Source organism: Kitasatospora sp. NPDC004723 (assembly GCF_040609255.1).
Taxonomy (GTDB): domain Bacteria; phylum Actinomycetota; class Actinomycetes; order Streptomycetales; family Streptomycetaceae; genus Kitasatospora.
In genome coordinates, this window is record NZ_JBEXJT010000036.1 from 1 (window position 1) to 25,687 (window position 25,687).

Here is a 25,687-nt window from a genome sequence, read left to right on the forward strand (position 1 = left end):
CGCCCGGCATCGGAGCCGGCCATCCCGCGGGATGGCCGGCTCCGATGCCGGGCGCGGCCGTTTTCCGCGGAAATCTCCGCACAGAGTGACGGGATCCGTACGCATCTTCGACGGAAGCCACCGCCGCACGTCGCACCACCCCGGTAAGGTCGGGGAATGACCCGTAGTCGCGGGGTGCCCACGGCCCCCTCCGCGCGAGGAGCCGCCCGTGCTGATCACCCATGACACCGAGTGCGCACTGAGCATCCTCGTCGAGCTGCTCAACACCGCACCCGAGGTGTGCGGCACCGAACTGCTGCCCGACGTGGCCGCGCTCGACGCCTTCGTGGTCCGGCAGGAGATCAGCGAGGTCGACTCGCTGACCGACGGCGATCTGCACCAGGTGCACCGGCTGCGCTCCCGGCTGCGCGAGGTCTTCGGCACGGAGTCCACCGAGGAGGCCGCCGAGCTGGTCAACGCCCTGGTCGCGGCGGCCGGCACCACGCCCCGGCTGACCAACCACGACCACCACGGGTGGCACATCCACTACTTCGCACCGCACGCCGCCCTCAGCGACCACCTGGCCGCCGAGATCGGCATGGCGCTGGCGTTCATCCTCACCGCCGGCGAGCGCGAGCGGCTGCGCCGCTGCGAGGCGCCGGACTGCGCGCGGGTCTTCGTGGACCTCTCGCGCAACCGCTCGCGCCGCTACTGCGACAGCCGGACCTGCGGGAACCGGCTGCACGTGGCCGCCTACCGGGCCCGCCAGCGCTCGGCGGAGACGGTCCCCTCGGCCTGAGCGCCGCGCACCGGGCTCAGATGCCGCGGCGGCGCAGGATCTCCTCGATGTCCGCGAACTCGCCGAGCCCGTCGTCGCCCTTGCCCTTTCCCGCGCTCTTGGCCTTCTCGGCGCCCTTGGCCTTCTCGGCGCCCTTGGCCTTCTCGGCGCGCTTCGGCTCCGCCTGGGCGCCCTGGCCGGCGGGTGCCACGGCCGGACGGACCGGAGCGGGCCCGGCGGCGGGGGCGGCGCTCTCGCGTCCCTCGGTCACGGCGCCGCGCCGGCCCACCCAGCGGGTGGTGACGAGCAGCCCCGCCGAGACCGCCAGCAGCACGATGCCGGTCCACACCCGGGGGTCGAAGACCAGCTTGACCGCCCAGTCGGCGATCTCGTCGCCGATCGTCCGGGCCACCGGGAACAGGCCGGTCAGATAGAGGCCGGCGGGCAGCAGCGCGACGGCGAACCAGCGGGTCGCGGAGAGGAAGCGCCGGCGGTAGGCACGCAGGCCCGCCACCGCCACGCCGCCCGCGGTGAGCGCGAAGGCGACCGCCGCCGTCAGCACGGCCGCCTCCCCGCGGCCGTCGTCCCGGGCGCTCCGGGCGTCGCTCCGGATGTCGGACTGCCAATCGGACTGATCATCTCGTCGGACCTCCCACTACCTCGGTCTGGCGAATCGGCCGGGCCCGGCCGCCGGAACGTCACGGGCCCCACTGATGGAACACTGGGGGCATGATCGAAGGTTCCCTCCCCCGTCTCGAGTTCTGGTGCGAACTGCAGTGCCCGGACTGCCGCACCGCCCTGGGCGACGTCCGCGCGCTGCGTGCCCGCTACGGCGACGCGCTGCCGATCGAGCTGCGGCACTTCCCGCTGGAGAAGCACAAGCACGCCTACCCCGCCGCCGAGGCGGCCGAGGAGGCCTTCGCGCAGGGCCTCGGCTGGCCGTTCGTCGAGGCCCTGCTGGAGCGGGTCGAGGACCTGGAGGCGCGCGGCACCCAGGTGCTGCTGGAGGTGGCCGGGCAGGTGGGGGTGGACGCCGAGGAGGTGGACACCGCGCTGGTGGACGGGCGGCACATGCTGACCGTGGACGCCGACCAGGCCGAGGGCCGGGCGATCGGGGTGACGGGCACGCCGACGTACGTGGTCGCCGGGCAGCGCTTCGACGGCGGGCAGAGCCAGGACGGCCTGCTGGAGCGCGTCATCGCCGCCGTCGAGGCCGCGCGGGCGTCCTGACCCGTCACAGCAGCGGCTTGCCGAACACCCGGTTGGTGACCCGGTAGCCGAGCGACTCGTAGAGGCGGATCGCGACCTCGTTGGCGCTGAAGACGTTCAGCCCGAGGTCGCGGACGCCCGCCGCCAGGCACTCGCGCTCGGCGAGGCGCATCAGCGTCCGGCCGTGGCCGCGGCCCCGGTGGGCGTCCGCCACCTCGACCACCATGACCCAGGCCAGCGGGGCGCCGTCGGGCAGGTCGCGCAGCCGCAGCGCCAGCCAGAGCGAACCCAGTGGCTCCTCCCCCGCCGCGTACAGGCGGCGCAGCGCGACGCCCGCGGTGTCCGCGCCCTGCGGCAGCAGTCTCACGTGGTCGGCGTCGGACTTGGCGCGGGCCTCCTCCGCACCGAGGCCGGAGGAGCGCAGGTCCTCCAGGTAGCCGGCCTTGGAGTCGGCCAGCCAGGCCGGGAACTCCTCGGCGCCGATCGGGCGCGCGGTGACGCCGGGCGGCAGGGCGGGCGGCGCGTCCAGCCGCTTGACCATGTTCCGCATCCGCTCGGTGTAGCCGAGGGTGACCGCGAGCGAGCGGGCGACCTGCGCGGACTCGGGGATGTCGGCGTCCACCCGGGTGCAGCCCCAGCCGCGCAGCACCTCCTCGGCGGCCAGCGCGCCGATCGTTCCGCGCCCCCGGCCGCGCCCGCTGCTGACCTCCAACTCGGCTATCTCGCCCCAGACTTGACTGCCACGCGGGACGGCGGTGGTGCGCAGGCCACCGACCGGGCGGCCGTTGACGCAGATCTGCCAGCGCCGGGTGCGGCCGCCGGCGGGGGTGGGGGTCTCCGGGCTCTCGGGGCGCAGCGTGGTGGTCATGTCGGGGTCCCTTCCCCGCCGTCCGGCTCTTCTACCGGCCGGGACGCATCGTCCCCGCCGCGGGGTTCCCGGCGGGGACGGCGCGGGGCGGTGCTCAGGGGTCCAGGTCGTCGCCGCTGCGCTCGGCGAAGGTGGCCATGGCCTTGGCGGTGACCGGGCCGGGGCCGGGCAGTTCGCGGTCGTCGACGCGGGTGACGGCCTGGACGTCGCGCAGCGAGGAGGTCAGGAAGATCTCCTCGGCCTCCCGGAGTGCGTCGAGCGGGAGGTCGGCCTCCTCGGCGCCGCACCAGTCGACGACGAGTCGGCGGGTGATGCCGGCCAGGCAGCCGGAGGCGAGCGGCGGGGTGAGCAGGCGGCCGTCGAGGACGACGAAGACGTTGGAGCCGGTGCCCTCGCAGAGCCGGCCGGCGGTGTTGGCGAGCAGTGCCTCGGAGGCGCCCGCGCGGTGGGCGGCGGCGAGGGCGACGACGTTCTCGGCGTAGGAGGTGGTCTTGAGGCCGGCGACGGCGCTGTGCTCGTTGCGGCGCCAGGGGACGACGGTGACGGCGGTGGTGTCGGGGCGGCGGGTGGCGGTGCCGAGGGAGGCGACCAGGGTGGGGCCGGTGTCGCCGCGCTCGGAGCCGAGCGGCGCGGTGCCGCCGGTGTAGGTGATGCGCAGGCGGCCGAGCGGCATCGGGTTGGCGGCGAGGACGGCCGCGCAGGCCTCGCGGACCAGGTCGTGGTCGGGGTCGGGCAGGCCGAGGCCGCGGGCGGAGCGGGTGAGCCGCTCCAGGTGGCGGGTGACGGCGAAGGCCTTGCCGTCGACGGCCTTCATGGTCTCGAAGACGCCGTCGCCGGTGGTGAGTCCGTGGTCGAGGACGGACAGGGCCGGGTCGGCGGAGTCGACGAGGGTGCCGTTGACCCAGCTGGTGGTCGGGTGCTGCATCGCGGGGTGCTCCTCGCGGGAGGGGTGCGGGCCGGCCGGCGGCGGAGGCGGGCGCGGTCCGGGTCGGGTCGGGTCGGGTCGGGTCCGGGGCGGGGTCGGGTCGGGTTCAGTCGGTGTCGGGGCGGGGCTCGGTGCCCGACGCTATCGCGACCAACCGGGCGGCCTTCAGCTCGGTTTCCGCCCACTCGCGTTCGGGGTCGGAGCCCCAGGTGATGCCGGCGCCGGTGCCGAAGCGCAGTTCGGGCGCCGCCGGGTCGCTCCGGTCGATCCAGAAGGTGCGGATGCCGACGGCGAGTTCGCCCTCGCCGCGATCCGCGTCGACCCAGCCGACGGCGCCGCAGTAGGGGCCGCGCGGGGCGGTCTCCAGGGCTTCGATGATCCGCAGGGCGCTGGACTTGGGGGCTCCGGTGACGGAGCCGGGCGGGAAGGTGGCGGCGAACAGGTCGGGCCAGCCGGTGTCCGGGCGCAGGGTGCCCTCGACGGTGGAGACCAGGTGGACCAGGCCGGGGTGCTTCTCGACCGCGCACAGGTCGGGCACGGTGACGGTGCCGGTGGCGCAGACCCGGCCGAGGTCGTTGCGGACCAGGTCGACGATCATCACGTTCTCGGCGTGGTCCTTGTCGAGCAGGTCGTGCTCGGTGCGGCCGGTGCCCTTGATCGGGCCCGAGGAGACCGTGCGGCCGGTGCGGCGCAGGTAGAGCTCGGGCGAGGCGGTGGCGATCTCCACGCCGTGCCCGGGCAGCCGGATCGTTCCGGCGTAGGGGGCCGGGTTCCCGTGGGCGAGCAGGCCGGTGAGGGCGTCGACGTCCGAGCGGGCGGGGTCGGGCAGCGGCGCGGAGAGCACCCGGCAGAGGTTGGCCTGGTAGACCTCGCCGACCGCGATGTGCTCGCGGATGCGGCGCACGCCCGCGGTGTAGGCGGCGCGGTCGAGCGAGCTGCGCCAGGAGCCGGCGGCCGGGCCGTGCCAGCCGGCGCCGGAGGGCGGGGCGGGGGCCGGGCGGACGTCGTCGAAGCGGGCACAGGTGAGCCGGCCCTCGAAGTCGTGCGCGACGGCCCACCAGCCGGCGGAGTCCAGGGCGGCCGGGTCGGAGGTGACGTCGCGCAGCCCGGTCGCGAGGCGGCCGCCGAAGCGGGCGAGGGGGTGCTGGGGGTCGAGGTGGCCGGACACGGTTCTCCTGCGCGGGGCTTTGCTGGGGGGTTGCGGTGCCTGAAGTGTAGGTCGGGGGGCGCGAGCAGAATCGGCCGTCGCGCGGGCGTACGCCGGGTGACCTGCGGGTGTCACTCAGGGTGTCGTTCCACCGCCGCCGCGCCCGTCCGGGCCGGTCCGCGCCGCGGCGTCCGACGGCCGCCCGCCGGACATGCTGCGGGAACGGATTTTTAGCTGGCCCGGGAATCCGCTAGAGTTCAACACGTCGCCAGGGAGCGCAGCCGGGAAAACCGGTGAAGATCCCGGCAGACAGGCGGACGTGGCTCAGTTGGTAGAGCATCACCTTGCCAAGGTGAGGGTCGCGAGTTCGAATCTCGTCGTCCGCTCGACGAAGGACAGTGTAAGATCGTCCTTCGAGTGTTGCCTGGTGGAGTGGCCGAGAGGCGAGGCAACGGCCTGCAAAGCCGTCTACACGGGTTCAAATCCCGTCTCCACCTCCAAGAGGCTCGCCCGGCTCCGCCGGGTGGCCTCCCCGCGCGATTAGCTCAGCGGGAGAGCACTACCTTGACACGGTAGGGGTCACTGGTTCAATCCCAGTATCGCGCACCATGCCCGGCCCTGCCGGACACCTGCCCCGCGCGATTAGCTCAGCGGGAGAGCACCACCTTGACACGGTGGGGGTCACTGGTTCAATCCCAGTATCGCGCACGTCGGATCCTCCAGGATCTTCGGATCCCGGGGTTCGCCGCGGAACACCACCGCACCAGCGCGATTAGCTCAGCGGGAGAGCACTACCTTGACACGGTAGGGGTCACTGGTTCAATCCCAGTATCGCGCACGTCGGGTCCTTCAGGGCCTGCTGCAGGACCGCCTTACCAGGCGCGATTAGCTCAGCGGGAGAGCACTACCTTGACACGGTAGGGGTCACTGGTTCAATCCCAGTATCGCGCACAGTGACGGCCGGGGCCGCGACTCGAACGGGTCGCGGCCCCGGCCGTTTCGGCGTTCCCCGAGCTGTTCTCGCGCGGTGTTCCCGGAGGCGTTGGCCGGGAGCCTTGCCCGGGAGCGTTGCCCGGAAGGAACGGAAGACGCAGAAGAGCCGCGTACGGTCGCCCTCACCGACGTCCGTACGCGGCCTCTCCGCCTGCCGGGGCGCTCTGCGCGCCGCTCCTCGCCCGTCCGCGTGTCATCGCGGGCGCGGCCTCCCCGGCGGCACTGGCTCCCCGTCCCCAGGGGATCAGTGCCCGTTTCGGTGGGCACCGAGGTGCCCGGCCCGGTCAGCGGCCGATCAGTTCGGCCACCGCCTGGGCCTGGTTCGCCATCTGCTCCCAGCCGCCGAACAGGACGGCCAGCAGCACCGCGCAGGGCAGTGCCATCGCCACCGCCACCGCCGGGTGCCGGGTCGGCTCCGCGGCGCCGGGCTGGGTGAAGGCCGGCCGACGTCGGCGGGAGGTGGATCCCGTGGGCTGCGGTGCCATGCCCCTGACTCCTCTTTCGTGAGCTCGGCCGGTGGATGGACGGTGGTGCACGTGGACGCGGTGGACGGCTTACCTCGGGGGACGAGCTCCCCGTCCACCGCTGAGAACAACGGTATGGCGGGAGGGGGTTGGCGGGCGTCATGCCGTCGTACTGTTCTCCGGGCCTCCCGGAGGATGACGATCAGACCTGGGTAGTACTACCGCAGGGGGAGACGTCCGAGACCCGGTCCCAGGGGGAACCCTGAGAGGCGACCCCGAGAAACGATTCGCCGGCACACCGCCCGAATGTCAGTGCAAGATCCGACAATCGGACGGTGGCTTGAGGTGTTGCGTATCAGCACACCGCAGCGGGCAGTCCGTAAGCTGTGCCAGACAGGAACTGACGACGCCCCATCCGACGGGGCCTCACCCACAGTCTGACGGGGAAACGAGAATGGCGATGATGCGGCTGAGGCGTGAGGACCCCCGCATCGTCGGGCCGTACCGCCTGCACCGGCGGCTGGGAGCCGGCGGCATGGGCGTGGTCTACCTCGGATCCGACCGCAGGGGGCAGCGCGTCGCGCTCAAGCTGATCCGCGCCGAGCTGGCCGAGGACGTCGAGTTCCGCACCCGCTTCGCTCGCGAGATCGCCGCCGCCTCCAGGATCCGCGGCGGCTGCACCGCCCGCGTCATGGGCTCCGACATCGAGGCCGACCGGCCCTGGCTGGCCACCGCGTACGTCCCCGGGCCGTCGCTGTACAAGCGGGTCGGGGACGAGGGGCCGCTGGGCTGGTCCGAGGTCGCCCGGATCGGGGCCTCGCTCGCCGATGGGCTGGTCAAGGTGCACGAGGCCGGCGTCGTCCACCGCGACCTCAAGCCGTCCAACATCCTGCTGTCGCCGCGCGGGCCGCGCATCATCGACTTCGGCATCGCCTGGTCGCGCGGGGCCAGCACGCTCACCCACGTCGGCACCGCCGTCGGCTCGCCCGGCTTCCTCGCCCCCGAGCAGGTACGGGGGGCCGCCGTCACGCCCGCGACCGACGTGTTCGCCTTCGGCGCGACCCTCGCGTACGCGCTCACCGGGGACAGCCCGTTCGGCTCCGGGGCCTCCTCGGAAGTCATGCTCTACCGCGTCGTCCACGAGGAGCCCGACCTGTCGGCGGTGCCGGCGCAGCTCGCGCCGCTGATCCGGGCCTGCCTGGCCAAGGAGCCCGCCGAGCGGCCCGGCGCGGCGGCGCTGCACGAGCGGCTGAGCGAACTGGCGGCGCGCGGTGCGGCGGCCGGCCCGGGCGCGATGCCGGGCGGCGCGGCGGGCCACGGCTCCGGCGGGCCCTTCGGCCGGGGTCGCGGGGCCGCCGCGCGCGGCCAGGCCGCCGCCGGGGGCGGCGGGGTCGGGGCCGGTGGGGTCGGTCCGGCCGGTGGCGTGCCGGGCGTGGGCCGGGCGGGCGCCGTCCGGGGTGCCGGGCCCGGGACGGAGCGAGTCGGGGCACCGGGGCACCCGGGACGTCCTGCACACCCGGGGCACCCGGGGCACCCGGGGCACCCCGTGCGGCCGGCCGGGCCGGTGCCGGCCGCACCGGCCGCCGCCTCACCGCGCGGGGTCCCGGCGCCCGGGCGGGCGCCCGAGCAGGCCGCCGCCGCCTCCGCCCGGGCACGGGCGGCGGGCGCGCCGGCCGGCGCGCCGCGACGGTCCCCCGCCCCGAGCGACGGGCAGGCGGCCACCGCGCCGCTCCCCCGTCCCGACGCGGCCCAGGCCACCCGGCCGATGCGCGAGCGCCAGCAGACCCCACCGCCCGCACGGCCGGGACGGCAGCGACCGGGCGGGCCGCGCGGCCGGGCGGGCGACCGCCAGCACACGCCCGCCCCCGGGGGGCGCCCCGGGACGGCGCGGCAGCGGCTGATGCGGCAGCGGCTGGTGGTGTTCGTGACCGTGACGGTCGGGGTGGCGCTGGCCATCGCGGCGGCGCAGGGGTGCGAGAACCGGGACAAGCAGGGGCTGCGGCCACCGGCGAGCTCCACCGCCGCGGCGGGCCCGACGGCCGGCGCGGGGCCCGCGACCGCCCCGGCTCCGGAGACGTCGACCGGGGCGGGTCTCTCGGCGGACGGGATCGCGCCGTCGACCACTCCGCTGGCGGCCGCGGCCCACGGGGCCCCGGCGGGCGGTGGTGCGGAGGGCGCGCTGACGCCCGCCCAGGGCGCGGGTCCGGTGGTCGACTGGCTGAACCGCTCCTACGCCGATCCGGCGGGCGGCCCGGCCATCGCCCTGCGCGACGGCCACTCGGCGGGCGCGGGGCCGCAGGTCGTGCTCAGCGCGGTCCTCCCGGCGCGGTACAAGGGCGCCCCGGCGGCGCTGGTCGTCCTGCGGCGCTCGGAGGGGTCGGTGCCGGTCGACCTGGTGCAGCTGTTCGCCTTCAACGGGGACACCCCGGTCGCACTGACCTCGCGCTCGTCGGCGGCGGACCCGCAGGCGACGGCGGCCTGGCGGCTGGAGGCCGGGGCCCTGGTGCGGGAGGAGCGGGTCGCCCAGACCGGGGCCGCCACGTCCACCCGCTACACGCTGCGCGCGGACGGCACCCTGGAGGAGTCCTGGCCCGGCTCCCCCACCATGACGCCCCCGATCACCACCCCACCCCCCGCCGCGGCCCCCGCACCCCCCACCGCCCCGGCCGGCTGACCCGGGGAGGGAACCGGAAGTCGGCCGGGCCGACTTTTGGTGCCGCACCAGACCCGGTCGGCGGCGGGCGAGGGCAAGCCGCGACCACAACACGCGAGCCCGCCGAAGCAGGAAGTCGGCCGGCCCGACTTTCCGCATAGCAGCACGCGCCTCGCCAAAGGCGGCGACGATGGGCGGGCACTCCCGAGCAGGAAGTCGGCCGGACCGACTGTGCGTGCAGCAGGCGCCTCACCGAAGGCGCCCACGATGGGAATCACGCCGGGGCCGGGCCGACCTGCCCTGCCGCAGCGCGGCGCTTCGCCGAAGGGGGTGGGGCACACCGGAGCAGGAAGTCGGCGGGCCCGACTTCCTGTGGGGGGTGGAGGTCAGGCGGTGGCGGTGACGGCGTAGAAGGCGACGGCTGCGGCGGCGCCCACGTTGAGGGAGTCGACGCCGTGGGCCATGGGGATGCGCACGGCGTGGTCGGCGGCGGCCAGGGCGTGGCGGGTGAGGCCGTCGCCCTCGGCGCCGAGCATCAGGGCTGCCTTGGGGAGGCGGTGCGGGGCGAGGTCGGCCAGGTCGACGGCGGTCTCGGCCGGGGTGAGCGCGAGCAGGCTGAAGCCGGCGGCGCGCACCGTGTCCAGGGCGGCCGGCCAGGGGTCCAGCCGGGCGTACGGGACGGCGAAGACGGCGCCCATCGAGACCTTCACCGCACGCCGGTACAGCGGGTCCGCGCAGTCGGGCGAGAGCAGCACGGCGTCCATGCCGAGGGCGGCGGCGCTGCGGAAGATCGCGCCCAGGTTGGTGTGGTCGACCAGGCCCTCCAGCACGGCCACCCGGCGGGCGCCGGCCAGCAGCTCGGCGGCGTCCGGCAGCGGCTGCCGCTCCATCGAGGCGAGGGCGCCGCGGTGGACGTGGTAGCCGGTGACGGCCTCGGCCAGGGCGGGTTCGACGACGTGCACGGGCGCGTCGGCCTCGGCGATGACGTCCGCCATCACGTCCAGCCACTTGGGGGTCAGCAGCATCGACCGCATCCGGTAGCCGGCCGCCAGGGCGCGGCGGACGACCTTCTCGCCCTCCGCGATGAACAGGCCCTCGGCGGGTTCGCGGCGGCGGCGGAGTTCGACGTCGGTCAGGCCGGTGTAGTCGGCGAGGCGCGGGTCGGCGGGGTCGGTGATGGTGCGGGGTTCGGACACCCTGCGATCTTGCCAAGTCGGGCCGGGGAAGGCCAACCGGCCCAATGGGCGGCGTGGTCGTCCTTGGCCCGCCGCCGCGTGGAGTGCAAATATGACGTATGGCCCGTTTTCCGGGTCGATCTTGGGCGCCGTCGGACCCCGGTGCGGCCGGTTCCACCTCCGCCTCCCGGTCCACCGGCACCGGCGCAGGCTCGCCCGGTGGGCGCCCACACGGTCGGCACCAGCGATCACGAACGGCCCGGCCGGCACCGGCCCGGGTCCGGTCGGTGGCCGGGCAGGTCTTCGCGCTGCAGGTCGTGGTGGTACTGATGCTGGTGGTGGCGGCGGTGGTCGCCCTGCTGGTGCAGTCCCGCAACGACGCCCGGCAGGAGGCCACCAACCGCTCGGTGGCGGTCGCGCAGACCTATGCCAACTCGCCGGGCATCGTCGCGGCGCTGCGCTCCCCCGACCCGACCGCGCTGCTGCAGCCCTCCGCGCAGTCGGCTCGGATCAACGCGGGCGTGGACTTCATCGTCGTGATCAACACCGACGGCATCCGCCTCACCCACCCCGATCCGGCCCGGATCGGCCACAAGATCATCGGCAACTACCAGCCCGCGCTGAACGGACAGGTGGTGACCGAGCAGGTCACCGGCACGTTCGGGTCGCTGGTGCAGGCCATCGTGCCGGTGCACGCCCCGGACGGGCAGGTGATCGGGGCGGTGTCGGCAGGCATCACGGTCGCCAATGTGAGCAGTGCCAGCGAGCGGCAGCTGCCGGTGGTGCTCGGTACGGCCGCCGCCGGGCTCGCACTGGCGACCGGCGGGACGGCGCTGATCAGCCGGCGGCTGAAGCGGCAGACCCGCGGGCTGGGGCCGGCCGAGATGACCCGCATGTACGAGCACCACGCGGCGGTGCTGCACTCCGTGCGCGAGGGCGTGCTGATCATCGGCGACGACGGGCGGCTGCTGCTCTGCAACGACGAGGCGCGCCGGCTGCTGGACCTGCCGCCGGACGCCGAGGGCCGTCCGCTGACCGAGCTGGGCCTGGAACCGGCGCCGCTGGAACTGCTGGCGGACGGGCGGGCCGTCAGTGACGAGGTGGTGCTGGCCGGTGAGCGGCTGCTGGCGGTGAACGTACGGCCGACGGACCGCGACGGCGGGCCGCCGGGGTCGGTGGCGACGCTGCGGGACTCCACGGAACTGCTGGCGCTGTCCGGGCGGGCCGAGGTGGCGCAGCGGCGGCTGCGGCTGCTGTACGACGCCGGGGTCACGGTGGGCAGCACGCTGGACGTGACGCGGACGGCGGAGGAGCTGGCGCAGGTGACGGTCGGCCGGTTCGCCGACATCGTCACGGTGGACCTGGCCGACCAGGTGCTGGAGGGCGACGAGCCGCCGTCCGGTCCCACGCTGCTGCGGATGCGGCGGACGGCGCTGTCGGCGGTGCGGGAGGACGTGCCGTTCCACCCGGTCGGCACGGTGCTGGAGGTGGGGCCGTCGACGCCGCTGGCGGGGGCGTTGAACAGCGGGCTGCCGGGGCTGGAGCCGCGGTTGGCGGAGTCCGCGGGGTGGCGGGAGCAGGATCCGGAGGCGGCGGCGCGGGTGCTGGCGGACGGGGTGCACTCGCTGGTGCGGGTGCCGCTGAAGGCGCGCGGGGTGCTGCTGGGGATCGTCCGGTTCTGGCGCTCGGAGCGGCCGGAGCCGTTCGAGGAGGAGGACCTGGCGCTGGCGGAGGAGCTGGTCGCGCACGCGGCCGTGTGCATCGACAACGCGCGCCGGTACACCCGGGAGCACGCGATGGCGGTGACGCTGCAGCACAGCCTGCTGCCGCGCAGCCTGCCGGAGCAGAACGCGCTGGAGGTGGCACACCGGTACCTGCCGGCGCAGGCGGGGGTGGGCGGGGACTGGTTCGACCTGATCCCGCTGCCGGGGGCCCGGGTGGCGCTGGTGGTGGGGGACGTGGTGGGGCACGGGCTGCACGCGGCGGCGACGATGGGGCGGCTGCGGACGGCGATCCACAACTTCTCGACGCTGGACCTGCCGCCGGACGAGTTGCTGGGGCACCTCGACGAGCTGGTGAACCGGATCGACCTGGAGGAGTCGGCGACCGGGGTGTCGGCGGCGGTGACCGGGGCGACCTGCCTGTACCTGATCTACGACCCGGTGGCGCGACGGTGCACGGTGGCGAGTGCGGGGCATCCGCCGCCGGCGCTGGTGCGCCCGGACGGGTCGGTGGTGTTCCCCCAGCTGCCGACGGGGCCTCCGCTGGGGCTGGCGGTGCTGCCGTTCGAAACGGTGGAGCTGGAGGTGGCGGAGGACAGCCGGCTGGTGCTCTACACGGACGGGCTGGTGGAGGACCGCGAGCGGGACATCGACGAGGGGTTGGAGCTGTTGCGGGCGGCGCTGGAGGGGCCGCCGCGGACGCCGGAGCAGACCTGTGCGGACGTGCTGGGGGCGATGCTGCCGGAGCGGCCGCAGGACGACATCGCGCTGCTGGTGGCGCGGACCCGGGGGCTGTCGGCGGACCGGGTGGCGCAGTGGGAGGTGCCGTCGGATCCGGCGGCGGTCGCCGGGGTGCGGGCGGCGGTCGCGGAGCGGCTGGAGCAGTGGGGGCTGGCGGACGCGGCGTTCGTCACCGAGTTGATCCTGAGCGAGCTGGTGACCAACGCGATCCGGTACGGCACGGGGCCGATCAAGGTGCGGCTGCTGCTCGACCGGTCGCTGATCTGCGAGGTGTCGGACGGCAGCAGTACCTCGCCGCACCTGCGGTACGCGGCCACCACGGACGAGGGCGGGCGCGGGCTGTTCCTGGTCGCCCAGTTCGCGGACCGGTGGGGGACGCGGTACACGGCCACCGGGAAGGTGATCTGGACGGAGCAGCCGCTGGAGTAGCCGGGCGTGGTCGCTCGGCCGCTGCCGCTCGGCTGCTTGGCTGCTTGGCTACTCGGCCGTGCACTTTGCAAAGTCCACACTTTGCAAAGTGCACGTAACGCGAGCATCGAGGGTGCTGAGCTGGGATCACGCGTCAGCACTTTGCAAACAGCAGCTGTTTGCAAAGTGCTGACGGACCGGCGGACGCGGGCGGGCGGACGGACGCGGGCGGGCGGGCCGGCGGACGCAGGCGGGCCGGCGGCAGAGCCGAGGGGTCAGGCGCCGGCGGCCGTGGCGGGGGCGAGGACGTTGACGACGTCGCCGATGACGATGACCGCCGGGGGCTTGATGCCCTCCGCCTCGACGGTGGCGGCGACCGTGGCCAGGGTGGCGTCGACGCGGCGCTGGGCGGCAGTGGTGCCCTCCTGGACGACGGCGACCGGGGTGTCGGCGGCGCGCCCCTCCGCGATCAGCCGGGCCGCGATGGCGCCGATCTTGTCCACGGCCATCAGCAGCACCACGGTGCCCGTCATCCGGGCGAGCGCTCCCCAGTCGGTCAGCGACCGCTCGTCGTCCGGCCCGACGTGCCCCGAGACCACCGTGAACTCGTGCGTCATCCCCCGGTGGGTGACCGGCACCCCGACCGCCGCCGGCACGCTGATCGAGCTGGAGATGCCCGGCACCACCGTGACCGGCAGCCCGGCCTCGGCGCAGGCCAGCAGCTCCTCACCGCCGCGCCCGAACACGTACGGGTCGCCGCCCTTCAGCCGCACCACGAACTTGCCGGCCTTGGCGTGCTCGACCAGCGTCCGGTTGATCGCCTCCTGCGCCATGAAGCGCCCGTACGGAATCTTCGACGCGTCGATCACCTCGACGTGCTCCGGCAGCTCCGCCAGCAGCTCGCGCGGCGCCAGCCGGTCGGCCACCACCACGTCGGCGTCCGCGAGCAGCCGCCGGCCGCGCACCGTGATGAGGTCCGGGTCGCCCGGGCCGCCGCCGACCAGCGCGACCCCCGCGCCGTGCGCGCGGTACTGGCGGGCAGCGAGCGAGCCGTCCCGCAGTCCCTCGACGATCGAGTCGCGCAGCGCGGCCGAGTGCCGCGGATCGCCGGTGAGGACGGCGACGGTCGCCCCGGCGTCCCGCCCGCTGGCCGGCGTCCACGCGGTGGCGGCGGAGGCGTCGTCGCTGCGGGCGCAGAACACCCGCTCGCGCTCCGCCTCCGCGCTGACGGTGGCGTTCACCGCCGGGTCGTCGGTGGCCACCAGCGCGTACCAGGTGTCGGCGAGGTCGCCCTCCTGGTAGGACCGCCGGTGCCAGGTCAGCTCGCCGGCGTCGGCCATCGCCTGGACCGCCGGGGTGGTGGCCGGCGAAATCAGCTGCACGTCCGCGCCGGTGGCGAGCAGGGCGGGCAGCCGCCGCTGGGCGACGTGCCCGCCGCCGACCACCACGACGCGGCGGCCGGCCAGCAGCAGGCCGACGGGGTACGGGGTGCGGCCCTCGGTGCTGGGGTGAGGGGTGGGCGCGGTCATCGGTGGTGCTCCTGGATCGGTGAGGGTGCGGGGGTGCGGCGCCGCTCCGCGCACCGGCGCGCCCTCGGGCCGGTGCGCGGAGCGGTTCGGACGAGCGTCAGGCCTTCTCGGTGACCCCGGCGGAGTCGAAGGTGGCGACATCGTGCATCGCACGGGCCGCACTCTGCACCAGCGGGAGGGCCAGCAGGGCGCCGGTGCCCTCGCCGAGCCGCAGGTCGAGGTCGATCAGCGGCCGCAGGCCGAGCTTGGCGAGCGCGGCCTGGTGGCCGGGCTCGGCCGAGCGGTGGCCGGCGATGCAGGCGGCCAGCACCTCGGGGGCGATCGCCTTGGCGACGAGCGCGGCGGAGCCGGCGATCACGCCGTCCAGGATGACCGGGGTGCGCAGGCTGGCCGCGCCGAGCAGGAAGCCGGCGAGGGCCGCGTGCTCCAGGCCGCCGACGGCGGCGAGGACACCGATCGGGTCGGCCGGGTCGGGCTGGTGCAGGGCCAGGGCGGCCCGGACGACCTCGACCTTGCGGGCATGCGTCTCGTCGTCGATGCCGGTGCCCCGGCCGGTGACCTCGGCCGGGTCCTGGCCGGTGAACACCGAGATCAGGGCCGCGGAGGCGGTGGTGTTGGCGATGCCCATGTCACCGGTGATCAGGGCCTTGTTACCGGCCGCGACGAGATCGCGGGCGGTCTCGATGCCGACCTCCAGGGCCTTGAGTGCCTCCTCGCGGGTCATAGCCGGACCCTGCGTCATGTCGTCGGTGCCGGGCTTGACCTTGCGCGGCAGCAGACCGGTGGTACGGCCCTGCTGGATCGCGTCCGGCAGCTCGGCCGCCACGCCGACGTCGACCACGCAGACCTCGGTGCCGATCTGCTTGGCGAAGGCGTTGACCACCGCTCCCCCGGCGAGGAAGTTGCCGACCATCTGGGCGGTGACCTCCTGCGGCCAGGGGCTGACGCCCTGGGCGTGCACGCCGTGGTCGGCAGCGAAGACCGCGACGCAGGCGGGCTCCGGGATCGGCGGCGGGCACTTGCGGGACAGGCCGCTCAGCTGGGCGGAGATGATCTCCAGCATGCCGAGCGAGCCGGCCGGCTTGGTCATCCGCTTCTGACGGTCCCAGGCCTCGCCGAGCGCCTTGGCGTCCAGCGGGCGGATGCCGCGCAGGGTCTCGGAGAGCGCGTCGTGCGGCTCCTCGCCCGGCAGGGCGCGGTTGCCGTACTGCTCCTCGTGGACGACCCAGGACAGCGGGCGCTTCTTCGCCCAGCCCTGCTGCTGGAGCTCGGGCTCGTCCGGGAAGGCGTCGACGAAGCCGACGCACAGGTAGGCGACGACCTCCAGGTGCTCGGGCAGGCCGAGCTCGCGGACCAGCTCCTCATCGTCGAAGAAGCTCACCCAGCCGACGCCGAGGCCCTCGGCGCGGGCGGCCAGCCAGAGGTTCTCGACCGCGAGGGCGGACGAGTACGGGGCCATCTGCGGCTGGGTGTGGCGGCCCAGGGTGTGACGGCCGCCGCGGGTGCGGTCGGCGGTGACCACGATGTTGACGGGCGTCTCGAGGATCGCCTCGATCTTGATTTCCTTGAACTGCTTCGCGCGGCCCTTGGGGAGCGTGTCCGCGTACGCCTCGCGCTGACGCTCGGCCAGTTCGTGCATCCTGCGGCGGGTCTTGGCGGAGCGGATGACCACGAAGTCCCAGGGCTGTGAGTAGCCGACGCTGGGTGCGGTGTGGGCGGCCTCCAGGACGCGGATCAGCACCTCGTGCGGGATCGGGTCGGGACGGAAGCCGTTGCGGACGTCGCGGCGCTCGCGGATGACCTGGTGGACGGCCTCGCGGCCGGCGTCGTCGTAGCCGGGGGCGGCCGGGCCGCGCGGTTCGGCGGGCTCGACGGCGGCTTCGGCGTCCTCGGGCTCGGACTCGGACTCGGCTCCGGTCTCGGCTCCGGTCTCGGCCTCGGTTGCCTCGGCGGCTACGGCAGCGGGCTCGGCGGGCTGCGTGGCGGCCTCGGCCGCTTCGGCGGTGGCGGTCGGCGCGGTGGCTTCGGCGTCGGCTCCGGCTTCGGCGGGCGCGTCGGTCGCCGGCGCGGCCTCGGCGGCGACCGGGGCCTCGGCGGGCTGCTCCGCAGGGGTCGGCTCGACGACGGGCTGCTCCTGCGCGGGGGCCTCGGCGACCGGGACGGCGACGGGCCGGCCCGAGGGCATCTCGCCGGTTCCGGCGGCGGTCTCGGCAACCGCCTCCGCGACGGGCTCGGCGACGGCCTCGGCGATGGTCTCGGCCGGGGCCTCGACGACGGGCTGCACGACGGCGGGCTGCTCGGTGACGGCCTGCTCGGCGGCCGGGGCCACCGACTCGGCCGGCTCGGCGACGGGCTCCGCCGGCTCGGCCACGGACTGCTCGGCCTGGGCGGGCACAGCGGGCACCGCGTGCTCGGCCGGCTCGGCCTGGACCTCGACGACGGGCTCGGCCGGAGCCTCGACGGCGGCCGCTATGGGGGCGGACTGCTCCGCCTCCGTCACGGCGACGGGCGCGGCGGCCGGGGCGGGCTGCGCGACGGCCTCGACCTGCGGCAGACCGTGCGGGGTCGGCGCGGCGAGGAAGGCGGAGATCCGGCGGGGCGGGCCGGCCGGGGCGGCGGAGGCCTCCCCCGGCACCGGCTCGGCGGCGACCTCGACGGGCTGCGCGGGCTGCTCCACGACCGCGTCGGCCGGGGCCTCGACGGTGGCCACGGCCACGGGCTCCGCCTGCGCGACCGGTGCGACGGGGATGGCGTGGGCGGCGGCCGGCTCGGCGGTCTCCGGCACCCCGGCGGGGGCGACCGGCTGCGCGACGGCCTCGACGGGCACCACGGCCTCGGTGGGCGCGGCGGGCGCCGCGACGGCCGCAACGCTCTCGACCGGCTCGGCGGACATGGTGGACACGGCGGGCTCGGCGACGGCCTCCGCCACGGGAACCGGAGGCTCGACGGGCGCGGCGGCCGGCTGGGCGGCGGTCTCGACCGGCTGGGCGACCGGCACCGGCTGAGCCACGGGCGCAGCGGCCACCGGGACCGCCTGCGGCTCCGGCTGGACGGCGGCCGGCACGACCGGGATGCCGTGAGCGGGCGTGGCGCCGGTCGACGGGCCGCGGTCGGCGAGCGAGCGGACCGGGACCTGGCCGGTCATCAGGGAGGGGTCCGGGATCGGCGGGCCGGCGTGCAGCGGGCGGCGCGGCGGCTGAGCGGCCGTCATCGCGTCGGGGCCGTGGCCCTGGACGGGGACGGTCTGGGCGCCGGGCACGGGCTGGGTGTGCGGCGGGACCTGCGGGGCCTGGGCGTGCGCGGTGCCGTGGGCGGCGCCGAGCACGGGCGGGTCCAGCGGGGGCCAGGACGGCTCGACGGGGGTGCCGGGCGGGGTCTGCTGGTCGGCGGCCGGCTCGCCCCAGGAGCCCTGCGGGCCGGGCATCAGCAGGACGTCGTCCTCGTCGTCGAGGCCGTCGGGCTGGTCGACGAAGTGGAAGGCGGGGCGCTGGGCGCCCGGGTCGACGGTCCAGCCGTCGCCGACGCCGACGCCGACGCCGTCGGGAATGCCAGGGGCGCCAGGGGCGCCAGGGATGCCGGGCGCGCCGAGCGGGGTGCCCTGGGCGGGGACGCCGTGCGGCGGGTGGGCGCCGGGCAGGCCGGTGCCGTCCGTCGCGACGCCCTGTCCGGGTGCGACGGCCGCGGCGCCCTCGGGGCCGCCGAGCGGGTCGGGCCCGGCGAGCAGGTGCTCCGGCAGTCCCTCGTTCGGGACGTGGCCGCCATCGGTCATGTCAAAGCTCCTTCCAGGCCGCTGCCGCGCCCTCGGCGACGCGATCAACGACCGCAGCGCCCATCCGCACGGGTCGGGCCTGCACCGGCCCGCCCCTCAACCACACACGGCCGCCGCGCCGAGGCGCTGCGGCCGAAGTCCTTCCGGCGCGCTGCGGCACCCCGGCCCGCGCACCACCCGCGGGGGATGGCGCGTCATCTGAAACAACGACAAGCCGGGGCAACCGGCACGACCGCACCGGACCCTACGGCATTCTCCAGGTCCGGCGGGCGGCCCGTCGAATTGCCCACACTTCGAGCCGTACCGGTCCGTACCGCGTCGGATCGGCGACGAACAGGCCGGATCGCGCGGGCCGGCGGAGGCCGCAGCCGTCCCGGACGCCACACTACCGGCCCGGCGGGGCCGCCTCTCGAATCGGTGTCCGGATGCGACCTGGATCACCGTCCGGCCGGGGCGGGCGGCACCGGGCCTTCACGCTTTCTGCTCACCCCAGAGCAGGAAGGTGCCGGGGTCGCCCACACCGAGGCGCAGCCCGTGGCCGCCGTCGCCGGCCGCGCCGGGGGTACCGGAGGGCGCGAGGAGGGGCGCGGACTGGAGCAGCGCGCCGTCGGCGCGGTAGCCCGCCTCGGCGATGGTGCGGCGGACCTCCTCGGCCTCGGCGAGGGTGCGGGCGACGGCGACGATGCGTTCGGGGCGGCGGGAGAGGACGGCGCGCACGGCTTGCGGTCCGCCGGTCTCGACGACGGCGGCGTCGGGTTCGGGGAGTTCGCCGAGGACGTCGGGGCCGTGGCCGTGGACGGTCTCGACCTCGACGCCGTAGCGGCGGGCGTTGACGGCGAGGCGGGCGCAGGCGGCCGCGTCGGCTTCGACGGCGACGACGGCGGCGCCGAAGCGGGCGGCCTCGACGGCGAGTGCGCCGCTGCCGGCGCCGACGGACCAGACGAGGTCGCCGGGGCGCGCGCCGAGGCGGGCGAGCACGAGCGCGCGGACGTGCGCCGGGAGCGTGTCGGTGGCGCCGGGCGTGCGCCCGGTGCCGGTGTAGGTGTCGGTCGGCAGCGCCCAGCCGCGGTCGGGGCCGGGGTAGCCGACGGGGCGTCCGGCGATCCAGCCGGCCGCTTCGCCGGCGGCGCCGCTCTGCGGTCCGCCGCCGGGGCCGCCGGCGCTGCTGCCGCCGATCACCAGTACGACGCTGGGGTCGCGCCAGATGTGGTCGGCGACGCGGTCGGAGGTGAGGACGGTGACGTCCTCGTCGGGGGTGCCGAGGGCCTCGCAGACGACGAAGGTGCGGTGGACGCCGCGGAGCATCAGGGCGAGTTCGCTGGGTCCGGCGCCGGGGGCGCTGAGGACGGCGACCTTGGGGTGGGCGCGGCAGACGTTGGCGGCGCGGCGCAGCCGCCCGCCGTGGGCGCTGACGACCTGGGCGTCCTCCCAGGGCATGCCGGCGCGGGCGAAGGCGGCGGCGACGGAGGAGACGGCGGGGAGGACTTCGAGTTCGAGGCCGTACTCGGGGCGGCGCAGGGTGCGGACGACGCCGAAGAAGCCGGGGTCACCCTCGGCGATGACGACGGCGGCGCCGCGGTGTTCGGCGATCCGGCGGGCGGCGAGCTGGATGCTGCCGAGGGCGAGGCGTTCGGCGCCGGGCGGTACCGGGAGGGCCTTGAGCTGGTAGGGGGCGCCGGCCACCAGGGTGGCCGCGGCGAGGGCCGCGGCGGCGGCCTCGGTCAGCGGTGTTCCGTCCCACCCGACGACCGTGATCCGGTCAGCCATCTGCGGCCGTCTCCCTCGCCATCCGTGCGCCGACAGGCGACGCCGGTGTGCGGCGCCGGTCAGAGGCTACCGGGTGCGATCCCCTCGGCGCGGACATCTCGCACACCTGTGCACGACGGGCGCGGCGGACGGAGCGGACCGAACGGGGCGGACCGCACGGGTGGGACCGGGCTGGTGGGGACCGGGCGGGCGCAGGCCGGGCGGGCGCAGGCCGGGCGGGGACGGTTCAGTCGCGCAGGACGTAGCGGTCGCCCCCGGCCCAGGCGGGGGCCGGGGCCTCGGGCGCTTCGAGGTCCTCGGGCAGCAGGCTCCACAGGATGAGGTCGCTGCGGCTCTCTCCCCCGGCCCGCTGACCTGCGGGCGCCCCGGAGCCGACCTCGCTCACCTCGCCGCGCACTATCCAGGCGCTGCGCAGCACGCCCTCGCTGATGCCGCCGATCTTCTGGGCGACCTGCTGGGCGGCGGTGTTGCCGGCGGCGGTGCGCAGTTCCAGGCGCAGGAAGCCGCGGTCCTCGAAGAGCCACTGGGCGACGCCGAGGACGGCCTCGGGGGCGTAGCCCTCGCCGCGGGCCCAGGCGGCGGTGATGAAGGAGATCTCGGTGGAGCGCAGCCGCCAGTCGGTGTTGCGGAGTTCGACGAGGCCGACCAGGCGCTGGGTGAGGTGCTCGGTGACGGCGAGGACGATGCCGTGGCCGGCGGCGCGGTGGGCGGGGGCGAGGGTGCGGGCCAGCTCGACGGCGTGGGCCTCGGTACAGGGGTGCGGCTGGTCGGTCCAGGCCAGGACGAGTTCGTCGGCCATCATGGCGGCCAGTCCGGGGGCGTCGTCCTCCGCAAGCGGGCGCAGCAGCAGCCTCTCGGTGCTGATGGCGGTCTCGGGGAAGCTCGCTGCCATGCCGTCTCTCCTCGCCGGGTCGTGGACACACCGTACGCCTCGCCGGTGCCGGGTTGTCACGCGGTGCACGGACCGGACGACGGTACGTCAGAAGTGGGTCTGTCGGACCGTCACTGGTGCATACTGCCCGACCGGGCCCCCGCCTGCTTGCGGCGGGGGCCCGGTGGTGTCCGGCGGGACGGGTCGGTGGCGCGGTCGGCGTGGATCAGAACGCCGGGATGACGGCGCCCTTGAAGGTGTCGTCGATGTACTTCTTCACCTCGGGCGAGTGGAGCAGCTCGGCGAGCTTCTTGACCCGGGGGTCGTTCTCCTTGCCCTGCTTGACCGCGAGGATGTTGGCGTAGGGGTTGCCCTCGGCCTTCTCCAGGATGAGCGAGTCGCTGGTGGGCTTGAGGCCGGCGTCGATGGCGAAGTTGCCGTTGATGACGGCGGCGTCCAGGTCGTCGATGGAGCGGGGCAGCTGGGCGGCCTCCAGCTCCTTCCACTTGAGGTTCTTCGGGTTGCCGGTGACGTCGGCGGGGGTGGCGGCGGTGCCGACGCCGTCCTTGAGGGTGATCAGGTTGTTGTCGGCGAGGAGCTTGAGCGCGCGGCCCTCGTTGGTGGCGTCGTTGGGCAGGCCGACGGTGGCGCCGTCCTTGATGTCGCCGATGGCCTTGGCCTTCTTGGAGTAGAGGCCGAGCGGCTCCAGGTGGACCGTCTCGACGGAGACGATCTGGGTGCCGTGCTTCTTGTTGAAGTCCTCCAGGTACGGCACGTGCTGGAAGTAGTTGGCGTCGGCCGAGCCGTCCTGCACCGCGGTGTTGGGGGTCACGTAGTCGGTGACCTCCTTGATGGTGAGCTTGAGGCCGGCCTTCTCCGCCAGGTTGTCCTTGACGTACTTGAGGATCTGGCCGTGCGGGGTGGGGGTGGCGGCGACGGTGAGCGGCGCGTTCGGGTCCGAGGAGGACTTCGAGTCGCCGTTGCTGCCGCAGGCCGCGAGGGAGAGGGCGATGCCGGCGGTGGCGAGGACGCTGGTGAACTTCAGAACGTTGCGCACGAAAAGTGCCTTTCTGCGTGGTACCGGGGAGCCGGGTCCGGGTTCGGACGCCGGGAGGTCTAGGGGGCGACGAGCTCGTTCTCGTCGGCGGCGGCCCGGGCGGCGGGGACGCGGGGGCGCAGCAGGCGGGTCCGTCCGCCGGTGCGGCCGCGGTGGGCGAGGGAGCGGACGGCCTGGTCGCCGATCAGCTGCACGACGGTGACGATGATCACCAGTTCGGCGACGATGATCCACATGAAGGCGGTCTCGAAGCGGAAGTAGCCGTAGTTGATGGCGAGGGTGCCGAGGCCGCCGCCGCCGACCGCGCCGGCCATGGCGGAGTAGCTGACCAGGGTGATGATCGTGGTGGTGACGGAGGCGACCAGGCCGGGCAGGGCTTCGGGGATCAGCGTCTTGCGGACGATGGTCCAGGTGGAGCCGCCCATCGCCTGGACGGCCTCGACCAGGCCGCGGTCGACCTCGCGCACGGAGGTCTCGACGAGGCGGGCGAAGAAGGGGATCGCGCCGATGGTGAGCGGCACGGTCGCGGCCTGCCAGCCGATGGAGGTGCCGACCAGCCAGCGGGTGAAGGAGATCAGGGCGATCATCAGGATGATGAACGGCACCGAGCGGGCGATGTTGACGGCGGCGCCGAGCACCTTGTTGACGGGCCGGTTCTGCAGCAGGCCGCCCTTGTCGGTGAGTACCAGCAGCACGCCGAGCGGCAGTCCGAACAGGACGGTGCCGACGGTGGCGGCGCCGACCATCTGGAGGGTCTCCCAGGTGGCGGGCCCCATCAGTTCCTGCATCTGGTCCCAGGTCATGCCGCCGCTCCCTTCGTGCTCGCGGTGCGGGCGGCGTCGAGGACGTCGACCTGCAGGCCCTGCTCGCGCAGGAAGCCGATGGGCACCACGTTGTCCTGGTGGCTGCCGGGCAGTTCGACCCGCATCCGGCCGACCATGCGTCCGGCGATGGTCTCGACCGCGGCGCCGAGGATGTTGATGTCGATCTGGTAGGTGCGGGCGAGCTGGGAGACGAAGGGCTGGGCGGAGGTGTCGCCCTGGAAGGTGATCTCCAGCACGGTGGCGCCGGGGTGGCCGGTGCCGAACTCGCCGAGCGGGAAGAGTTCGCGGGCCAGCTCGGAGTCCGGCCGGGCGAGCAGGTCGCCGAGGGCGCCGGACTCGACGACCCGGCCGCCGCGCATCAGGGCGGCGGAGTCGCAGACGGACTTGATGACGTCCATCTCGTGGGTGATGAGCAGCACGGTGAGGCCGAGCTGCTGGTTGAGGTCGCGCAGCAGCTTGAGGATGGAGCGGGTGGTCTCGGGGTCGAGCGCCGAGGTGGCCTCGTCGGAGAGCAGCACCTTGGGGTCGCCGGCGAGGGCGCGGGCGATGCCGACGCGCTGCTTCTGGCCGCCGGAGAGCTGGCCGGGGTAGCTGCGGGCCTTGTCGGCGAGGCCGACGAGATCGAGGAGCTCGGCGGCCTTGCGGCGGCGCTCGGTGCGGTCCAGGCCGATGATCTCCAGCGGGAGTTCGACGTTCTGCTGGACGGTCCGGGAGGAGAGCAGGTTGAAGTGCTGGAAGACCATGCCGATCCGGCGGCGTGCCTCGCGCAGCTCCTTGCCGGCCCGGTTCTCGCCGCCGGAGAGGGCGGTGAGTTCGACGCCGTCCACGGTGACGGTGCCGGAGGTGGGCCGCTCCAGCATGTTGACGCAGCGGATGAGGGTGGACTTGCCGGCGCCGCTGGTGCCGACGACTCCGTAGACCTCGCCGGGGCGGACGTGGAGGTCGACGCCGGCGAGGGCGGTCACCTCGCGGCCACGGGATCGGTAGACCTTGGTGAGGTCCGTGGTGGTGATCACAACTGCTTCCGTAAGTCGGGGGCGGGCGGCGGGCGGCCGCCGCACCGGGGGGTGCGGTCGGCGACGCGCGACGGCGTCACGCCTGGGGGGTGCGATCCGCCGTCCCCCGGTCGCGGCCGTCGGCCGTCCGGACCGCGCGGAGGCGCGGCCCTGGCGGTTCACCGTGTCCGCGGGCGGGCGGACGGGTGGGGGGGTGACGGGTGCGGGGAGGGGTGCGGCGGGAGCGGGCGCGCTCACACGGACGGGAGCGGCGCGGGGTTCTCGCTTCGGGGCGCGAGGGTTGGCACTCTCAACGGGTGCCGGGGGCGGTGGCCCTCAGCGGTGACACATTCGACGGCACATGGCACGCTCACCTGCCGGCAGTGTGCCGGTGGGGGTCCATTTCGTCGTCGCAGTCATGTGAGCCAGTAAAACAGATGGGCCGGGGGAACCCCAATTATTCGGCATCGCTGTCCGCAATACGGACAGTGATCGACTTGACCTGCGGCGACGCGGCTCGGCGCCGCCACCGTGGTCCGAATGGTGGCGGCGCCGACGAGGACCGCGACGGTCGGGGGGTCCGGGCGGGGTTCAGGCGGTGGCGGCGAGCACGGCGGTGGCGGGCTTCTCCAGGTGCACCAGGGTGAGCCGGCCGCTGACCTGTTCGACGGTGGTCTGCCGGTAGCCCTGACGGGCGTAGAGGCGCAGGTTGCCGAGGCTGCGCTGACCGGTGAAGAGCCGGTAGGAGGTCACCGCGCCGTGCTCGGCGAGCCGCTGTTCGAGGGCTTCCAGCAGCCGGCCGCCGAGGCCGTGGCGCTGCATGCGGGGGTGGACGACCAGGCGCCCTATCCGGCCGATGCCGTCGGCGCCGACATGGCCGCGGACGGTGCCGACGACCTCGTCGCCGAGGCGGGCGACCAGGACGTGCTGCTCGGTCAGTTCGGTGCGCATGCTGTCCAGGGTCTGGGTCAGCGGCTCGATGGCCCAGTCCCCGTAGAGTTCGGCCTCGCTCTGATAGCCGAGGTACTGGAGCTTGAGGATCTGCTCCGCGTCGTCCGTGTCGGCGGTCGAAATGATGACGCTCATGCCCATGTGCGGGGGCCTCCCCATCCTTGTTCCGGCGCGCGATCGTGAGGGTGTCGCACCGGTTTCCCTGCCGGAGGTGTTGTCCCGGCCGGGGATCCGCCCAGACCGGGGTGGCGCACGAACGTACCGGCCCGCACGGCCCTGGTGGGGCCGTGTCGGCGGCAACGCGCCCACGGTCAGTATCGGGGCGGGCACGTCACCGTCAAGAGCGGCGTTCGCCAGCGCCTTACCCGTGTGTCAGCTCAGCTCAACCTCACGGCCGCCGGACGTGGCGAGGGTCACGCCCGGCCGGGCGGGTGACGGGAGGGGCGGACGGGGCGGGCGTCACGTCCGAGGCGGTGACGGCGCGGGGGTGACGGCAGAAGGGGCGACGGCGGCGGGGCCCGGGTGAGCGGGGTCACGGCGGGCCGGGTCAGGCGTGGCGCTCGGCGCGCAGCAGGGCGCGCAGGCAGGCGAGGCAGCGGGCGCGGGTGGGACCGATGGAGCCGCGCGGCATGCCGAGGCGGTCGGCGAGCTCGCGGTAGGTCGGCGGCGGGTCCTCGGCGAGGGCGGCGACCAGTTGCGGGCAGCGTCCGGGCAGGGCGGCGACGGCCTCGCGGACCAGGCGACGGCGCAGGCCGGCGAGGACCTCGTCCTCGGCGGACGGGTGGGGCGGGAGCTCGGTGCACATGCCGTGCTTGACCCGGCGGGGGCTCCGCCGGTTACGGGCGTCCGGTGGCGTGCGCGCG

The 25,687-nt window shown here is 75.0% G+C and carries 19 protein-coding genes and 6 tRNA genes; 10 read left to right on the plus strand and 15 right to left on the minus strand.

Translation table 11 applies throughout. From position 1 onward, the window contains the following. Positions 1 to 208: 208 nt before the first annotated feature. Positions 209 to 778 carry a CGNR zinc finger domain-containing protein gene (locus ABZW10_RS27615; protein WP_355370765.1) on the plus strand — a complete coding sequence of 190 codons (570 nt, stop codon included), beginning with the start codon at positions 209 to 211 and terminating at the stop codon, positions 776 to 778. A gap of 16 nt (positions 779 to 794) precedes the next feature. Here the strand turns inward: ABZW10_RS27615 and ABZW10_RS27620 are convergent, their stop codons facing one another. Next, positions 795 to 1,319 (minus strand): hypothetical protein, encoded by a 525-nt coding sequence (locus ABZW10_RS27620; RefSeq protein WP_355370768.1) that lies wholly within the window; start codon positions 1,317 to 1,319, stop codon positions 795 to 797. Between the two features lie 167 nt (positions 1,320 to 1,486). Here ABZW10_RS27620 and ABZW10_RS27625 point away from each other — a divergent pair, with 167 nt between their 5' ends. Continuing rightward, positions 1,487 to 1,987 (plus strand): DsbA family protein, encoded by a 501-nt coding sequence (locus ABZW10_RS27625; RefSeq protein WP_355370771.1) that lies wholly within the window; start codon positions 1,487 to 1,489, stop codon positions 1,985 to 1,987. Positions 1,988 to 1,991: 4 nt separating this feature from the next. On the opposite strand, the gene ABZW10_RS27630 is transcribed toward ABZW10_RS27625, so the two are convergent. The 3 genes from ABZW10_RS27630 to ABZW10_RS27640 form a co-directional block, all read right to left on the minus strand. Further along, a complete protein-coding gene (locus tag ABZW10_RS27630; protein ID WP_355370773.1) occupies positions 1,992 to 2,834 on the minus strand; it encodes a GNAT family N-acetyltransferase in 843 nt (280 codons plus the stop codon). 94 nt (positions 2,835 to 2,928) lie between these two features. Further along, complete coding sequence (locus ABZW10_RS27635; RefSeq protein ID WP_355370776.1) at positions 2,929 to 3,759, minus strand: aminodeoxychorismate lyase; 831 nt, start codon at positions 3,757 to 3,759, stop codon at positions 2,929 to 2,931. Between the two features lie 106 nt (positions 3,760 to 3,865). Further along, positions 3,866 to 4,927 carry a chorismate-binding protein gene (locus tag ABZW10_RS27640; protein WP_355370778.1) on the minus strand — a complete coding sequence of 354 codons (1,062 nt, stop codon included), beginning with the start codon at positions 4,925 to 4,927 and terminating at the stop codon, positions 3,866 to 3,868. 292 nt (positions 4,928 to 5,219) lie between these two features. Here ABZW10_RS27640 and ABZW10_RS27645 point away from each other — a divergent pair. From ABZW10_RS27645 to ABZW10_RS27670, 6 genes are all read left to right on the plus strand, one after another. Further along, positions 5,220 to 5,292 (plus strand) — tRNA-Gly (locus ABZW10_RS27645). Between the two features lie 40 nt (positions 5,293 to 5,332). After that, positions 5,333 to 5,406, plus strand: a tRNA-Cys gene (locus ABZW10_RS27650). Positions 5,407 to 5,440: 34 nt separating this feature from the next. After that, positions 5,441 to 5,515: transfer RNA gene (locus tag ABZW10_RS27655), tRNA-Val, on the plus strand. Positions 5,516 to 5,542: 27 nt separating this feature from the next. Further along, positions 5,543 to 5,614, plus strand: a tRNA-Val gene (locus tag ABZW10_RS27660). A gap of 58 nt (positions 5,615 to 5,672) precedes the next feature. After that, positions 5,673 to 5,744, plus strand: a tRNA-Val gene (locus tag ABZW10_RS27665). Between the two features lie 41 nt (positions 5,745 to 5,785). Beyond that, positions 5,786 to 5,857, plus strand: a tRNA-Val gene (locus ABZW10_RS27670). 326 nt (positions 5,858 to 6,183) lie between these two features. On the opposite strand, the gene ABZW10_RS27675 is transcribed toward ABZW10_RS27670, so the two are convergent. Then, complete coding sequence (locus ABZW10_RS27675) at positions 6,184 to 6,384, minus strand: hypothetical protein (RefSeq protein WP_355370781.1); 201 nt, start codon at positions 6,382 to 6,384, stop codon at positions 6,184 to 6,186. A 442-nt stretch (positions 6,385 to 6,826) separates the two neighbouring features. On the opposite strand from ABZW10_RS27675, the gene ABZW10_RS27680 reads away from it, so the two are divergent. Next, on the plus strand, positions 6,827 to 9,037 hold the full coding sequence (locus ABZW10_RS27680; RefSeq protein ID WP_355370784.1) for a protein kinase: 2,211 nt from the start codon (positions 6,827 to 6,829) through the stop codon (positions 9,035 to 9,037). A 365-nt stretch (positions 9,038 to 9,402) separates the two neighbouring features. Here the strand turns inward: ABZW10_RS27680 and ABZW10_RS27685 are convergent, their stop codons facing one another. Beyond that, positions 9,403 to 10,212 (minus strand): RNA methyltransferase, encoded by an 810-nt coding sequence (locus tag ABZW10_RS27685; protein WP_355370786.1) that lies wholly within the window; start codon positions 10,210 to 10,212, stop codon positions 9,403 to 9,405. 98 nt (positions 10,213 to 10,310) lie between these two features. Here ABZW10_RS27685 and ABZW10_RS27690 point away from each other — a divergent pair, with 98 nt between their 5' ends. After that, complete coding sequence (locus ABZW10_RS27690) at positions 10,311 to 13,082, plus strand: SpoIIE family protein phosphatase (RefSeq protein WP_355370789.1); 2,772 nt, start codon at positions 10,311 to 10,313, stop codon at positions 13,080 to 13,082. 254 nt (positions 13,083 to 13,336) lie between these two features. On the opposite strand, the gene cobA is transcribed toward ABZW10_RS27690, so the two are convergent. The 9 genes from cobA to ABZW10_RS27735 form a co-directional block, all read right to left on the minus strand. Further along, positions 13,337 to 14,590, minus strand: a complete 1,254-nt coding sequence (gene cobA / locus ABZW10_RS27695) for a uroporphyrinogen-III C-methyltransferase (protein WP_355370792.1) — start codon at positions 14,588 to 14,590, stop codon at positions 13,337 to 13,339. 97 nt (positions 14,591 to 14,687) lie between these two features. Beyond that, a complete protein-coding gene (gene cobT / locus ABZW10_RS27700; protein WP_355370795.1) occupies positions 14,688 to 18,359 on the minus strand; it encodes a nicotinate-nucleotide--dimethylbenzimidazole phosphoribosyltransferase in 3,672 nt (1,223 codons plus the stop codon). A 471-nt stretch (positions 18,360 to 18,830) separates the two neighbouring features. Further along, a complete protein-coding gene (gene cbiE / locus ABZW10_RS27705) occupies positions 18,831 to 20,126 on the minus strand; it encodes a precorrin-6y C5,15-methyltransferase (decarboxylating) subunit CbiE (RefSeq protein WP_355370798.1) in 1,296 nt (431 codons plus the stop codon). A gap of 226 nt (positions 20,127 to 20,352) precedes the next feature. Next, positions 20,353 to 21,018, minus strand: coding sequence for a GNAT family N-acetyltransferase (locus ABZW10_RS27710; protein ID WP_355370800.1), 666 nt, complete (start codon positions 21,016 to 21,018; stop codon positions 20,353 to 20,355). Positions 21,019 to 21,223: 205 nt separating this feature from the next. Next, positions 21,224 to 22,054: a MetQ/NlpA family ABC transporter substrate-binding protein gene (locus tag ABZW10_RS27715; RefSeq protein WP_355370803.1), complete on the minus strand. Its 831-nt coding sequence runs from the start codon at positions 22,052 to 22,054 to the stop codon at positions 21,224 to 21,226. A 59-nt stretch (positions 22,055 to 22,113) separates the two neighbouring features. Then, positions 22,114 to 22,857 (minus strand): methionine ABC transporter permease, encoded by a 744-nt coding sequence (locus ABZW10_RS27720; RefSeq protein ID WP_355370806.1) that lies wholly within the window; start codon positions 22,855 to 22,857, stop codon positions 22,114 to 22,116. Beyond that, complete coding sequence (locus ABZW10_RS27725) at positions 22,854 to 23,894, minus strand: ATP-binding cassette domain-containing protein (protein WP_355370808.1); 1,041 nt, start codon at positions 23,892 to 23,894, stop codon at positions 22,854 to 22,856. Before ABZW10_RS27725 ends, ABZW10_RS27720 begins: the two co-directional genes overlap by 4 nt. Before the next feature lie 570 nt (positions 23,895 to 24,464). Beyond that, on the minus strand, positions 24,465 to 24,965 hold the full coding sequence (locus ABZW10_RS27730) for a GNAT family N-acetyltransferase (RefSeq protein ID WP_355370811.1): 501 nt from the start codon (positions 24,963 to 24,965) through the stop codon (positions 24,465 to 24,467). 406 nt (positions 24,966 to 25,371) lie between these two features. Continuing rightward, positions 25,372 to 25,629 carry a hypothetical protein gene (locus tag ABZW10_RS27735; RefSeq protein ID WP_355370814.1) on the minus strand — a complete coding sequence of 86 codons (258 nt, stop codon included), beginning with the start codon at positions 25,627 to 25,629 and terminating at the stop codon, positions 25,372 to 25,374. Between the last annotated feature and the right edge of the window lie 58 nt (positions 25,630 to 25,687).